General features: G+C 32.3%; 11 protein-coding genes. 8 read left to right on the top strand and 3 right to left on the bottom strand.

Annotated elements, in window-relative coordinates; genetic code table 11:
- Positions 1–94: 94 nt before the first annotated feature.
- Together mtgA and ACQQ6V_RS07480 are read left to right on the top strand one after the other, a co-directional pair.
- Positions 95–742: a monofunctional biosynthetic peptidoglycan transglycosylase gene (mtgA, locus tag ACQQ6V_RS07485; RefSeq protein ID WP_448844917.1), complete on the top strand. Its 648-nt coding sequence runs from the start codon at positions 95–97 to the stop codon at positions 740–742.
- Between the two features lie 17 nt (positions 743–759).
- The gene (locus ACQQ6V_RS07480) at positions 760–2,793 is read left to right on the top strand and encodes a transporter-like protein (RefSeq protein ID WP_448844916.1); all 2,034 of its coding nucleotides are present in this window, start codon (positions 760–762) and stop codon (positions 2,791–2,793) included.
- Here ACQQ6V_RS07480 and ACQQ6V_RS07475 read toward each other — a convergent pair.
- Positions 2,771–3,064: a hypothetical protein gene (locus tag ACQQ6V_RS07475; RefSeq protein ID WP_448844915.1), complete on the bottom strand. Its 294-nt coding sequence runs from the start codon at positions 3,062–3,064 to the stop codon at positions 2,771–2,773. The genes ACQQ6V_RS07480 and ACQQ6V_RS07475 overlap by 23 nt on opposite strands.
- A gap of 179 nt (positions 3,065–3,243) precedes the next feature.
- On the opposite strand from ACQQ6V_RS07475, the gene ychF reads away from it, so the two are divergent.
- The 6 genes from ychF to ACQQ6V_RS07445 all read left to right on the top strand — a co-directional run bounded on the left by ychF (position 3,244) and on the right by ACQQ6V_RS07445 (position 11,107).
- Entirely contained in the window at positions 3,244–4,335 is a 1,092-nt protein-coding gene (gene ychF, locus ACQQ6V_RS07470) for a redox-regulated ATPase YchF (protein WP_448844914.1), read from the top strand.
- An 89-nt stretch (positions 4,336–4,424) separates the two neighbouring features.
- On the top strand, positions 4,425–5,222 hold the full coding sequence (locus tag ACQQ6V_RS07465; RefSeq protein WP_448844913.1) for a T9SS type A sorting domain-containing protein: 798 nt from the start codon (positions 4,425–4,427) through the stop codon (positions 5,220–5,222).
- A gap of 154 nt (positions 5,223–5,376) precedes the next feature.
- Positions 5,377–7,257, top strand: coding sequence for a DNA topoisomerase IV subunit B (locus tag ACQQ6V_RS07460; protein ID WP_448844912.1), 1,881 nt, complete (start codon positions 5,377–5,379; stop codon positions 7,255–7,257).
- Between the two features lie 4 nt (positions 7,258–7,261).
- Positions 7,262–7,753: a hypothetical protein gene (locus tag ACQQ6V_RS07455; RefSeq protein WP_448844911.1), complete on the top strand. Its 492-nt coding sequence runs from the start codon at positions 7,262–7,264 to the stop codon at positions 7,751–7,753.
- A complete protein-coding gene (locus ACQQ6V_RS07450) occupies positions 7,753–10,347 on the top strand; it encodes a DNA gyrase/topoisomerase IV subunit A (protein ID WP_448844910.1) in 2,595 nt (864 codons plus the stop codon). Before ACQQ6V_RS07455 ends, ACQQ6V_RS07450 begins: the two co-directional genes overlap by 1 nt.
- A 103-nt stretch (positions 10,348–10,450) precedes the next feature.
- The gene (locus ACQQ6V_RS07445; protein ID WP_448844909.1) at positions 10,451–11,107 is read left to right on the top strand and encodes a rhomboid family intramembrane serine protease; all 657 of its coding nucleotides are present in this window, start codon (positions 10,451–10,453) and stop codon (positions 11,105–11,107) included.
- A 414-nt stretch (positions 11,108–11,521) separates the two neighbouring features.
- Here the strand turns inward: ACQQ6V_RS07445 and ACQQ6V_RS07440 are convergent, their stop codons facing one another.
- Together ACQQ6V_RS07440 and prmC are read right to left on the bottom strand one after the other, a co-directional pair.
- Positions 11,522–12,640 (bottom strand): hypothetical protein, encoded by a 1,119-nt coding sequence (locus ACQQ6V_RS07440; protein WP_448844908.1) that lies wholly within the window; start codon positions 12,638–12,640, stop codon positions 11,522–11,524.
- A gap of 227 nt (positions 12,641–12,867) precedes the next feature.
- The gene (gene prmC / locus ACQQ6V_RS07435) at positions 12,868–13,722 is read right to left on the bottom strand and encodes a peptide chain release factor N(5)-glutamine methyltransferase (protein ID WP_448844907.1); all 855 of its coding nucleotides are present in this window, start codon (positions 13,720–13,722) and stop codon (positions 12,868–12,870) included.
- Positions 13,723–13,753 lie beyond the last annotated feature (31 nt).

Below are 13,753 nucleotides of genomic sequence, written 5' to 3'. Positions count from 1 at the left end.
AAGTAATCGACGGAGTTAAATATCTTCTAAATAAAATTTAAAAATATAGCTGAGCATAAAATTTGCTATTTTTGCGGCGTAAATTATGCCTTACATGTGGAAATTAATAAAAAAAACAGTCTTTGTAATTGTAATTGCTAATATCTTATTTATAGCATTAGGGATATTTTTTAATCCACCAATTACATGGACACAACTGAATGGAATAGTGAAATATGGTAAGCTAAAGCGTGATTATATTTCTTATGATGAAATGGGGAATAATGTTAAAAAAGCAGTGATTGCCTCAGAAGATCAATTGTTTTTTTCGCATAATGGTTTTGATGTTAAAGCGATAGAAAAAGCGCTAAAACATAACGAAAAGAAAGGCGAAATTAGAAGAGGCGGGAGTACAATCTCGCAACAAACTGCCAAAAATGTCTTTCTATGGCAGGGCAGAAGTTGGGTGAGAAAAGGGCTAGAAGCTGTTTATACTTTTATAATTGAGAAAGTCTGGGGTAAGGATATTATCTTGGAGCGTTATCTTAATTCTATAGAAATGGGACGTGGCGTTTTTGGGGTAGAAGCAGCATCTCAATATTATTTTAGTAAATCTTCTAAAGATCTTACCAAAAGCGAAGCCGCGTGGATTGCTACTGTATTGCCTAATCCACAGAAATATGATCCCAAAAATCCGTCTCCTTATCTGACTAAAAAACATAATTGGATAATGAGACAGATGAACAATATTGTTCTGAAATAGTTATATTTGTCGATAATATGGCATTTAGATTAATCAATAAGGGTAGTTTTAGTGTAATACTAAAGAAGTATTTCAGCGAAAAAAATGAAACATTTTCTCTAGATCCATTGGCAGAATTGGTTGCCAGTGTTAAGCGAGAGGATTTATCAGTTTTTGTAGCTTATCTTAAGGATAATCCTAAAGTTCTGGATCATCTTGTCTATTATATTCATAATATTTTTAGAGGGAGACCTTTTAATTTGTCTTTGACAGAGGCTGATATTTTGTCTGAGAATGCATTTTTCCCAGAGTTTAAAAAAAGACTTCTTAACAAAATCTTACCAAGCATTGAAAACGAAAAAACAATTTGGTATCTCGTAGATTTTGTATCCGTAACACCACAGAAAGATCTAGAATATTTTAGAAATTCTGATGAGCAAAAGTTAAGCGAGCTTTTCGAAATGTTGAAAATAGATCGTTTTATCGTTAACAATCACGCGAAAAACGAAATGATATTTTCTCTTAATATCTTAGCTTGGCGTGTGATAGGTAATGCTATGGATGTGGAGGTCATGAAAATGGCGCCAGAGTATCGCAATTTTGATAATCCATTTTTAGCATTACAGAATGAATTGGATATTCTGAATCAAAGTTATAAAGAGGATTCTGATTTTGTGCTTCACTCCAAAGATGTTATTTATAAGCAAATTAAAATTTATCTGGATCAATGTCAAGAATTTGTAAATATTGCTTTCAAGAATTCTTCTGTCTATGGTATTTCTAGTAAGATTAATCTTTATCTTTTAAAAATCAGACAACAACTTACAAGGATGTCTGATATTATTAATCTCTTGGTTATAGACGAAGATGGTGATTATGTAGTAAAATCTAAGCAGTTGGTTCTTAATGTTCTGCAATATAAATCTCACAAGAATAATCTGCAAGATCTGGTCTCTGATAGTACAAGATTGATGTCACATCTTATCACTAATCACACGGCAGAAGCAGGGACACATTATATCACATCATCGTTAAAGGATTATTTTAAGATGTTTTGGAAAGCATCCGGAGGAGGTGTCGTTGTAGGTGCTTTATGTGTGCTTAAGATGCTTTATAGTTATGTACCAGCAAGTGATTTTGCCCATGCTTTTTTATATTCTTTAAATTATGCAATGGGATTTGTGATGATCTATCTTATGCACTTTACTTTGGCAACCAAGCAGCCCGCAATGACTGCTGCGACAATGGCAAAAGTCTTATCAGAAGGGGAAAATACTAAGAAAAATTATGAGGATTTTGCCCATTTGGTTTCCAAGTTATTTAGGACGCAATTTATAGCATTTGTAGGTAATGTTTTGTGGGCATTTCCTGTAGCTTTGGCTATTATCTACGGACTAGAAATATTGTTTAAACAAAATTTTGCAATCGATAAGTCTGCCAAACTTTTACAAGACTTAGATCCTGTGCATTCTAAAGCGATTTTGCATGCAAGTATCGCAGGTTTCTTCTTATTTATATCAGGGATAATATCAGGGAATATTGGTAATAATTCGGTTTTTTATAAAATCCCAGAGCGGATCATGAAAAATCCATTTATCAATTATTTTTTCGGAAAAAAGTTTGCAACAAAGCTTTCTGACTATTATTCTAGAAATTGGGCTGGTATTGTTTCTAACTTTTGGTTTGGTGTGTTCTTAGGAGCGACTGCGCCAGTTGGTATCTTTTTCGGTTTAGATTTGGATATTAGACACATTACTTTTGCGGCGGGTAACTTTGCATTAGGTCTTTATGGTAAAGATTTTTCTGTAGATAATTATACTTTTTGGATAAGTTTTGGGACTGTTTTTCTGATAGGATTTTTCAACTTTATAGTAAGTTTTGGCTTGTCTATGGTATTGGCATTTAGATCTAGAAAAATTAATTACGGTGAGTTTAAGCAGATTTTTAGAGAGATTTTTAGTTATTTTTTAAAGAATCCTTTGATATTTTTTATTCCGATAAAATCTATCCTAGACTTAAGAGCCAAACAATTAATGGAGAAAACAAAATCTACAAAATCAAAAGATCTTTAATCTCATAATCTTCTTCTAAAGCAATACTGAATTTGGCTAAGAAAAAACTTTTTCTCATCCGGAAATCATTCTTGAGAAGTGGTGATTTTATTTTTATAGAGAGAACATGATTTTTTAGATTAACGCTTTCTATTTCATTAAAAAGATCAGATGTAAGGTAGTCTTCTAGAAAATCTTTAATTTCGAAAGCTCTTAGTTTATCTTCGAAACCATGGATTCTGGCAAAACTTTTAACCAATTCTGAGGATTGATATTCTCTTTTTTTTCTCATGATCAGTATTTAATTGATGAAAGGAAGATTTTAATTAACATTTTCTAAAACAAATTAGCTTCACTATATTTGCAGGGCTGTAAAATTAAGATATTCAAAATTGAAATCATTATTTTACATAAAATTATTACGAGCAATGATGAGTGTTGCTCTCAACTTTTAAATAATAGAATTAATATATGAAATGTGGTATTGTAGGCTTGCCTAACGTTGGTAAATCAACTCTTTTTAACTGTCTTAGCAACGCCAAAGCGCAGTCTGCTAATTATCCATTCTGTACGATAGAGCCTAACATAGGGACGGTTTCTGTACCAGATCCACGTCTTTTTGAGTTAGAAAAATTAGTTAATCCAGAGCGTGTTTTGCCTGCGGTTGTAGAGATTGTGGATATTGCAGGTCTAGTAAAAGGAGCAAGCAAAGGAGAAGGTCTTGGGAATCAATTTTTGGCAAACATCAGAGAGTGCGAAGCGATTATCCATGTATTAAGATGTTTTGAAAACGGAAATATTATCCACGTAGAAGGTTCTGTAGATCCACTTCGTGATAAAGAAATTATAGATATAGAGCTTCAGCTTAAGGATCTAGAAGCGATAGGAAAAGCAGCAGAAAAGGCTAAGAAATTTATTAAATCTGGTAAGAGAGAAGACGTATTAACGTATGAGACACTTGTTAACCTTCAGAAATTTGTAGAAGAAGGTAAGAATGCAAGAGAGTTTCCTACAGATGATTTTACAAAATCAATTATTGATGACGTACAGTTATTAACTAAGAAGCCTGTGCTTTACGTTTGTAATGTAGACGAAAATTCTATCAAAAATGGCAACGAATGGATTGCTAAAATTGAGGCAATGGCGACTGCAGAAAATGCTGAAATCGTTGTTCTTGCAGCTCAGATAGAAGCTGATATTAACGAGTTAGAAACTTTTGAAGAGCGTCAAATGTTCTTAGAAGAATTGGGATTAGAAGAGCCAGGTGTTAACCGATTAATCCGTAAAGCTTACGATCTATTAAAACTTCAGACGTATTTTACAGCTGGTGTTAAGGAAGTTAGAGCTTGGACAATTGGACAAGGTTGGACTGCGCCGCAAGCGGCAGGAGTTATCCATACTGATTTCGAAAAAGGTTTTATCCGTGCAGAAGTTATTAGATTTAATGATTTTGTAACGTATGGTTCTGAGGCTAAAGTTAAAGAAGCTGGTAAATTATCTGTGGAAGGTAAAGAATATATTGTACAAGATGGCGATGTAATGCACTTTAGATTTAATGTATAATCTACATCAAATTTGAATATATATTAAACTCTCGATAATTCGGGAGTTTTTTTTGCTTAAATTTGATAGCTAATTTAAAAAATGATTATATGCGTAAAAAATTACTATTTGTAACTTCTTTGGCTGTAGGTGCTTTTGTTTTTTCTCAAACGACTATTTTTAAAGAAGATTTTGAAACTGAGCAAGGCAGAAGTTCTTGGGTCAAGGCAGACTTGGATGGAGATGGAGAAACATGGGAGTTTGACGATTCTGAAGTGGATGCTTTTACAGGATATTATGCAACATCTTGGTCTTGGTTTTTTGAGGCTTTTACACCAGATAATACATTGACGAGCCCTGTTATCAAATTGCCTAAAAATCAAGGCAAGAAATTAAGTTTAAAATTTGATATTGGAGCTTATGATGATGAATTATTTCAAGAGCATTATGCGGTTTATGTAATTCCGGCCAATTCTAGTTTTACGGGAACAGAAAAACCTATTTTCGAAGAAACTTTAGATGCTGGATACATGGAGGAGGCTAAACATATTACTGTAGATATTACTGAGTACGAAGGCAAAGATGTTCAGTTAGTATTTAGACATTATGATTGTACTGATTTATTAGTTTTGATGTTAGATAACATTGAGGTTTTAGAAGAAAATAAATTATCAGTTGCGGATAGCAATTCTGTTAAATTAAAATTGTATCCTAATCCTGCAACAGATATTCTTAAAATTGATGGTATTAAGACTCTTGATAAAGTAAGGATTTTTGATATGAGCGGTAAAATGGTAAAGGAAGTTACAACTAAAGATATTGATATTAAAAGTTTGGCTCCGGGACAATATATTGTAAATGTATATTCAGGAAAAGAGGTCATCTCTAACAAGATTATAAAAAAATAAATACAGCTCCCGATTATTCGGGAGTTTTTTTTATCGATTAATTTATTATTTATTGGTAATTAAATTTCCAGTTATGGTGTGATTTCACTAATTTTGTAAAGATGAGCTTTTTCTCATTTTTTAAAGCTAATATTGCTATTAGCCGCCCATTATTATGATAGAAAATAACGCAGTTAATTATTCCGAGGATAACATTAGGACGCTGGATTGGCAGGAACATATCCGCCTGCGTCCAGGGATGTATATTGGTAAATTAGGAGACGGATCGTCAGCAGATGACGGTATTTATATTTTACTTAAAGAGATTCTGGACAACTCAATTGATGAGTTTAGGATGAAGTCTGGCAAAAGAATCGAGATAAAAGTTGACGAAGGTAAAGTAAGCATTCGAGACTTTGGTCGTGGGATTCCGCTTGGGAAAGTTGTAGATGCAGTTTCTAAAATGAATACTGGAGGTAAGTATGACAGCAAAGCGTTTAAGAAATCAGTAGGTCTTAACGGTGTTGGTACCAAAGCTGTTAATGCATTGTCTGATTATTTCCGTGTACGATCTTTCCGAGATGGTAAGATGAAAATTGCCGAATTCTCACGAGGACTTCTTACCGAAGAACACGAAGAAAAAGATACTTCGGACAGAAACGGAACTGAGATTTCTTTCGTACCAGATGGCGATATTTTTATTCATTTCAAGTACAGAAAAGAATATATAGCAAGGATGCTTCGCAATTATGCGTATCTTAATCCTGGTCTTAAAATTATTTTTAATGGCGAAACTTATTTCTCTGAAAATGGTCTTAAGGATCTTCTAGAAGAAGAATTAGAAAGCGAAACTCTGTATCCTATTATTCATCTCAAAGATGAAGATATAGAAGTGGCGATTACGCATACTGACAAATCACAAACCGAAACTTATTTCTCCTTTGTTAATGGGCAAAATACAACGCAAGGAGGGACGCATCTTAATGCCTTTAGAGAAGCTTTTGTTAAGACAATTAGAGAGTTTTATAATAAAACTTTTGAAGCTTCAGATATTAGAAAAGCCATTGTAGCAGCCGTTTCTATTAATGTCGAAGAACCCGTTTTCGAATCTCAGACTAAGACAAAGCTTGGCTCTAATGAGATTGCGCCTGGAGGGATTACTGTGAGGACTTTTATAATAGATTTTTTAAAGAACAAATTAGATAATTTCCTGCATAAAAATCCGGAAGTTGCCGAAGCAATACTGCGTAAAATCATCATTTCTGAAAGGGAAAGAAAAGAACTCTCAGGGATCCAAAAATTAGCGAGAGAACGTGCTAAAAAAGTTTCTCTTCATAATAAAAAACTAAGAGATTGTCGTCAACATTATAACGATCAAAAAGCACAAAGAAAATCCGAAAGTATGATCTTCATTACCGAGGGAGATTCTGCTTCTGGATCTATCACTAAGTCTAGAGATGTAGAAACGCAGGCTGTTTTTTCACTTAAAGGTAAACCGCTTAACTGTTATGGATTGACTAAAAAAGTGGTGTATGAGAATGAGGAATTCAACCTTTTGCAAGCGGCACTTAATATTGAAGATAGCTTAGAAGATTTACGTTACAATCATGTGATTATCGCAACCGATGCCGATGTTGATGGGATGCACATTAGATTATTGATGATAACATTTTTCCTTCAGTTTTTCCCTGATGTAATAAAGAATGGACATTTGTATATTTTGCAAACTCCGCTTTTCCGTGTTAGAAATAAAAAAGAAACAAGGTATTGTTATAATGACGAAGAACGCCTAAAAGCTTTGAACGAACTTGGGAAGAATCCTGAAATTACTCGATTTAAAGGACTTGGGGAGATTTCTCCAGATGAGTTTAAGCATTTTATAGGCAAAGATATTAGGCTAGAGCCAGTGGTTATAGGTAAAGATCAGACGATAGATCAACTGCTAGAATTCTATATGGGGAAAAATACACCAGATAGACAGACTTTTATCTTAGAAAACTTGGTGGTAGAAGAGACGGATATCGATAAAAAAGAACAATTAGACGATATTTTATAACATTATGAGGTTGACAAATAGAAGAAGAATCCCGATTTATAATTTCATATTAACGTCTTTAATTATATTCTCGATTGCTTGTGTTTCGTTATATGTAGTAGAAAAATATAAGTTGGATTTTTTAGGAAAAGAAAATATTTTATTACTTATAATTCCTGTATTATGTTTTATATTTTTTTGGATTAAAGGTAATCAGGTCTTTGAGTATGATAGCGATGGCGAGGCACTTAATTTTAATAATTTTAATGTGGTGCCGTTTTTCAAAAACGCTAAAAGAGATGAGTTTCCTAAGTATAAATTAATAAAATATGAAGTCCTTAATTTATTTTTTATTAAAAGGCTTTATATCACAATTTCGAGTAAAAAAACGCACAGTTTAATTTTAAAATATGATATTTCTTATCTTAGTGATAAAGACATCAAAGATTTGAAATTTTCTTTACAAAAAGTTGTAAAGTATAATACTGAAAACCCTAATATATCAGATTTTAATTAATGGAAGAGAATAATCAGCAGGAGGAAAGCCTGAAAAAAGTTTCCGGTCTATATAAAGAATGGTTTTTAGATTATGCATCTTATGTAATTTTAGATCGTGCTATTCCGTCTATTTTTGATGGATTCAAGCCTGTTCAGCGTCGTATCATGCACTCTATGAGAGAGCTAGAAGATGGTCGTTATAATAAAGTTGCCAATATTGTTGGTAATACTATGAAGTACCACCCACACGGGGATGCGTCTATTACAGATGCCATGGTGCAGATTGGACAGAAAGAATTATTAATCGATACACAGGGTAACTGGGGCAATATTTATACGGGAGATTCTGCGGCAGCGGCTCGTTACATAGAAGCCAGATTAACGCCTTTTGCGCTAGAAGTTGTTTTCAACCCGAAAACGACCGAGTGGAGCAAGTCTTATGATGGTAGAAATAACGAACCTATTGACCTTCCTGTAAAGTTTCCTTTGCTTTTAGCATCTGGTGTAGAAGGTATTGGAGTTGGACTTTCTACCAAGATTATGCCTCATAATTTTAACGAATTAATTAATGCTTCAATTCTTTATCTTAAAGGAAAGAAGTTCGAGTTATTTCCGGATTTTATTACCGAGGGTATGTTGGATGTGTCCAATTATAATGATGGACATCGCGGTGGGAAATTAAGAGCACGTGCAAGGATTATCCAAAAGGATAAAAATACCTTGTGCATCACACAATTGCCTTTTTCTAGAAATACCAGCGACTTGATTGATAGCATCATCAAAGCCAATGATAAGGGTAAAATTAAAATTAAAAAAATAGAGGATAATACCTCTGACAAAGTAGAGATTAATATCCATCTTCATGGTGATATTTCTCCAGATAAGACGATTGATGCTTTATACGCTTTTACAGATTGCGAAGTGGCTATTTCTCCTAATGCTTGCGTTATCGTTGGTGATAAACCGATGTTTCTTAATGTCTCAGAAATTCTGAAACAGAATACAGATCATACCGTTCATCTTCTAAAAACCGAACTAGAGATTGAGCTTAAAGAGCTTGAAGAAAAATGGCATTTTGCCTCTCTGGAAAAGATTTTCATAGAAAACGAAATCTATCAAGAAATAAAAAATAGAAGTTCTAAAGAAGAAGTTTATAATGCTGTTAATCTGGCATTGCAACCTTTTATCAAGAATCTGATGAGAGAAGTGACAACAGAAGACATTATTAGATTGACGGAGTTGCCTTTCATGAGGATTTCTCGATATGATCAGGATAAAGCTTTGGATAATATTGCTGCTCTAGAAGGAAAGATGGAGCAGGTCAAATACAATCTAGAACATCTTATTCCGTATGCAATTGAGTATTTTAATAACATTCAAAAGAAATACGGAAAAGGCAGAGAGCGTAAAACCGAACTTAGAATTTTTGATACCATTGATGCAACTAAAGTAGCTGTGGCAAACGAGAAATTCTATGTTAACAGAGAAGAAGGCTTTATCGGAACATCGCTTAAAAAAGACGAATATCTTTTCGACTGTTCGGATATTGATGACATCATTACCTTCCAAAAAGATGGTACTATGAAGGTGGTGAAAGTTGAAGCTAAAACCTTTATTGGGAAGAATCTCCTGCACGTTGGCATTTGGAAAAAGAATGACAAACGTACCGTCTATAACATGATCTATCGTGAAGGTAGAGAAGGTCCTTATTATATGAAACGTTTCTCTGTAACGGCAGTTACAAGAAATACAGATTATAAATTAGCATCTATTGCAAAAGGATCAGAAGTGCTTTATTTCTCGGCAAATCCTAACGGTGAGGCAGAAGTGGTTTCGGTATTATTAAAACCAAATGCCAGAATTAGAAAAAACAGAATGGATATTGATTTTTCAGAATTGGCAATAAAAGGTCGAGATTCTAAAGGAAACTTGGTCACCAAATATTCTGTAAAAAAAGTCGATATGAAAGAAGAAGGTGTCTCTACTTTGGCACCAAGAAAAATATGGTTTGACGAAAGTGTAAGACGACTTAATGCCGATGGAAGAGGTCAGTTTTTAGGTAATTTTAAAGGTGATGATAAGATTTTAATCATTAATATACAAGCCGAAGCCAAGTTGGTAACCTTTGATTTGATGAACCGTTTTGATGATGAATATCTAATTCTCGAAAAGTGGAAACCAGAACAAGCGGTGACTTGTATCTACTTTGATGGTGAAAAATCTATTTATTTTATCAAAAGATTCTTGTTAGAAAATACCAATAACGTACAAGGATTTATGCCGTCTGAGCATCCTAAATCTTTTATAGAATTTGTAGGTGTATCGGATGGCAGCATTGCCGATATTACTTATGCTAAAGATAGATCAGGAAAAGAAAAAGATCCCGAAACGATTAATATTGATGAGTTTATTGCGATTAAAGGGATTAAAGCAATGGGTAATCAGTTTGTAAAAGATAAAGTTAAGAGCATTAATATTACCATTCCAGAGCCTGTAGAAGAGCCTGAAGCAGATGATGATATTGATGTACATACAACTTCTAATCCTTTTATAGATCAGGAAGATGGCGGGACAATTGGTAATCTTTTTACTGAAGGTGAACCAGAAGCATAAATATTATTATAATTAGATGATGTTTTAGAATTAACTAAAACATCATCTAATTATCACATTATCACATCAACCAATCATCACATCAACCAATTAGCACATCAATATGACTCCTATACTTTTAATTATTATTGCAGCAACGTGTATCATCAGTTATTTTGGATTTCAAAATCGCGCGATGTTTGAGCAATACAAATTTAACGTTGGCGCAATTGTCAACAGAAAAGAATATATAAGGTTATTATCAGCAGGTTTTTTACATGCTGATTTTATGCACTTGTTTTTTAACATGTTTACGTTGTATTTCTTTGCACCGATTGTTATAGAAGACTTTGGTAATATAGGTTTTATTGCTATTTATTTTGGCTCTATTTTCTTAGGAAATTTATTCAGTTTATATATTTATAAGAAACAATCGTATTATTCGGCTATTGGTGCGAGTGGTGGTGTTTCTGGTATTTTATTTGCGGCAATTGCTGCTTATCCACAGATTGGTATAGGATTTTTATTTATCCCGATCCCTATTCCTGGATATATTTTTGGAGCGCTATATTTTGGCTATTCGGTATATATGATGCTTAACCCTAAACAATGGGATAATCTTGGACATGCCGCGCATTTAGGAGGTGCAGGATTTGGGTTGATATACGCATTGATTTTCCACACAGCATATGTTGTTAATAATGCTTTTTATCTAGGGATTATGGCTTTGCCACTCATTTATTTAGCTTATGAAGTTTTGGTGAAAAAGAGAATTGGATAAAAGTAATTTACTTGTAACTTCTGCTAGCTCTGTTTTGGCGCTATGCGCGTAATTTATCCAGGTTGTTTATTCAATTTTTTAAGCCACCGAATGCCTTTAATTCCAACATTTTTTGTATTTTAATTTTCATTAAAAACATTGGCTTCACGCGGTTATCAATTGAACTTTCAGTTCTTCGAAAGTCCGCACTTAGCTTCGCCGAATCTGCGATTTCGCCAAGTCTTTTTAGGTTAGCTGTAATACAAAAAAAGACGTCTATTTAAGACGTCTATATATTTTAAATTAATAATATTTTAAAAATTAATCAATTTAAGATTAATCATAAATAATGTCATTGATTAGTGTTCCTTTTTTCATTGCTGTAAGATTTTTAGTTGTTAATTATTTTAATACTGTAAATATATATTTAGTTTGTTATATAACCAAGAAATTTAACATATATCCTTGGTTTTGGAAGAAAATACCTTCATGTTTAGTTTTTAAATACTTAATTTCTTCACTAATACTACTCGTTTCAACATTTTGCCATTGGTTGTTTAATCCTAATTTGGAAAAGCGAACTCTTAATTTTTCCGGATAATAAACTGCTAATTGAAAATTATTGTAAATTTTTAAAGCTGAATGAACTCTGTTTGGATTAAGCCTTAATGAATATCTTTTCTTTTCAATACGAGAAATAGAATATTTCATAGAACCAGACAAGTCAGAATTAATTTTAGCTTTCAATATACCATCATCCTTATTAATATCTTTAATGAGGCTATCTAACTTATTTTCCCCATTAACAGTAAATTCTATTGCTTCAAAAGTCGTTCCATCTGCATTATTTTCATCATAATCAATATTACTCGAATAAGAATATTCAATTTTATCAATGTTTTCACAGATTAAATCAACTCTAGTTTTTTCTTCTATAATAATATAGTCATTATTGTTTTCATCAATTTTGATAATTATTTCCAAATCAAAATCTTGATAGTAAAAATTCTGTGAAATAGGTAAATAATTTTTCTTTATACTATTGAATAATTGGTCACTTATTTTATAAAAATTCTCACTGCAAACGGACTTTGTTACAATATTCCATATTTCATCAATGTTTTTCTGCTTAGATAAAAACTTTTCTGTATAAACAATTTTCTTAATTTCATTACTGAAAATATTTAGAAAATGTTTTGATTTTGTAATCGAACTAAAAACTCCCGAACTTAATATAACTGTAGCAATTGAAGTAGCAATATTATTAATTGTATGGGATTCAATAACATAATCTTGAAAAATACTTATGTTTTTATAATCAAAAGATGCTATTACATAAAAAAATATGGAAACTATAAAATATAAAATGAAATTGTATTTTATATATATATCCGAAATTGGTTCGAGGATTTTTTCAAAAAAGCCTACATTTTGTTTTACTTCAAAATTATTAAACTTTTTTAACTCTGCAGATAAAAACTTATTTTTTTCATATAATTTGTATATAGCTATTCCACATGTAATAACGCAAAAACAAAGTAAAATATAAATCATAGTTATTTTTTTACAAATATGAATAAAATAAATCAAATTCTACCTCTGCTAACACCGCTAAACCTTACACAACTTCAATATTCAGTAAAAGATAAAGTAAATCACCTCGCTTAAGCCTTTTTTAAGCGAGGTTTATTGTGGGAACTTCCAGAAAAATAGAATAATTTAAGAGGCTTAAATCAAGCTATCGAACGAGTATTTTGTTGCGTAATCTTAAAATGTCACTATTATTTTTGTGCATAAATCATACGATCATTATCAGAGATGTCTTTTATGAGCTTACTAATGGCGAAATTTTGATATAAATCTAAAGTTTCTTTGCCTAATTTCTGGTTAATTTCTAAGAAAACTAATCCATTTTTTGCCAAATGATTTTTACAATCTTCTGCTATTTTTCTATAAAAAATTAAAGCATCAGAAGTCGGAGAGAAGAGCGCCAAATTCGGTTCAAAACCTTTTACCGAGTTTTCTATTTCTGGATTTTCCTCAATGCCGATGTAAGGTGGGTTACTGATGATAACGTCATAGATTTCATCAAGATTTTCATTAAGGTAATCTTTTTTAATAAAATTAATTTCGGTGTTGTGATGTACAGCATTTCTTCTGGCAACATCCAGTGCTTTTGCAGAAATATCGATGCTTGTTATGTCTGCGGTTGGAAACATTATTTTCAAAATAATTGGGATTACACCGCTTCCTGTACCGATATCCAGAATCTTAATTGTAGCAGAATTATAGTTTTTTTGATATTCCGAAATATAATGTGAGGCAAGTTCTAGCAATTCTTCCGTTTCTGGTCTTGGTATTAAGACATGATCGTCTACAAAGAATTTTTTGCCATAAAATTCGGTTTCACCAATAATTTGTTGATAAGGTTTTCCGGATTTTAAAGTAGAAATAATTTGGTCAAATTGATCTTCATCTTGACTAAGTATTTCCTGATCGATTAATTTCCGAACTTGATGCTTTGAAAAACCAAATTCTCGTTCTGCAAAAATATAGAATAGCATTAGACTTTCTGCAACCGAATATTGCTCAGAAAGTTCTTCTTGAAATCTTGTTTTTAATTCTGAAATTGTCACGCAATTGTTTTAAGTAGAAGAATATTGTAAA

Source organism: Chryseobacterium electrogenes, from assembly GCF_053553015.1.
The sequence above is the reverse complement of the archived record's forward strand: the minus strand, read 5'-3'. Positions and strand labels throughout refer to the sequence as shown.

Excerpts from the sequence above, each read along its gene's own strand:
- mtgA (WP_448844917.1), top strand. The coding sequence starts at position 95 with ATGTGGAAATTAATAAAAAAAACAGTCTTTGTAATTGTAATTGCTAAT.
- ACQQ6V_RS07480 (WP_448844916.1), top strand. The coding sequence starts at position 760 with ATGGCATTTAGATTAATCAATAAGGGTAGTTTTAGTGTAATACTAAAG.
- ACQQ6V_RS07475 (WP_448844915.1), bottom strand. The coding sequence starts at position 3,064 with ATGAGAAAAAAAAGAGAATATCAATCCTCAGAATTGGTTAAAAGTTTT.
- ychF (WP_448844914.1), top strand. The coding sequence starts at position 3,244 with ATGAAATGTGGTATTGTAGGCTTGCCTAACGTTGGTAAATCAACTCTT.
- ACQQ6V_RS07465 (WP_448844913.1), top strand. The coding sequence starts at position 4,425 with ATGCGTAAAAAATTACTATTTGTAACTTCTTTGGCTGTAGGTGCTTTT.
- ACQQ6V_RS07460 (WP_448844912.1), top strand. The coding sequence starts at position 5,377 with ATGATAGAAAATAACGCAGTTAATTATTCCGAGGATAACATTAGGACG.
- ACQQ6V_RS07455 (WP_448844911.1), top strand. The coding sequence starts at position 7,262 with ATGAGGTTGACAAATAGAAGAAGAATCCCGATTTATAATTTCATATTA.
- ACQQ6V_RS07450 (WP_448844910.1), top strand. The coding sequence starts at position 7,753 with ATGGAAGAGAATAATCAGCAGGAGGAAAGCCTGAAAAAAGTTTCCGGT.
- ACQQ6V_RS07445 (WP_448844909.1), top strand. The coding sequence starts at position 10,451 with ATGACTCCTATACTTTTAATTATTATTGCAGCAACGTGTATCATCAGT.
- ACQQ6V_RS07440 (WP_448844908.1), bottom strand. The coding sequence starts at position 12,640 with ATGATTTATATTTTACTTTGTTTTTGCGTTATTACATGTGGAATAGCT.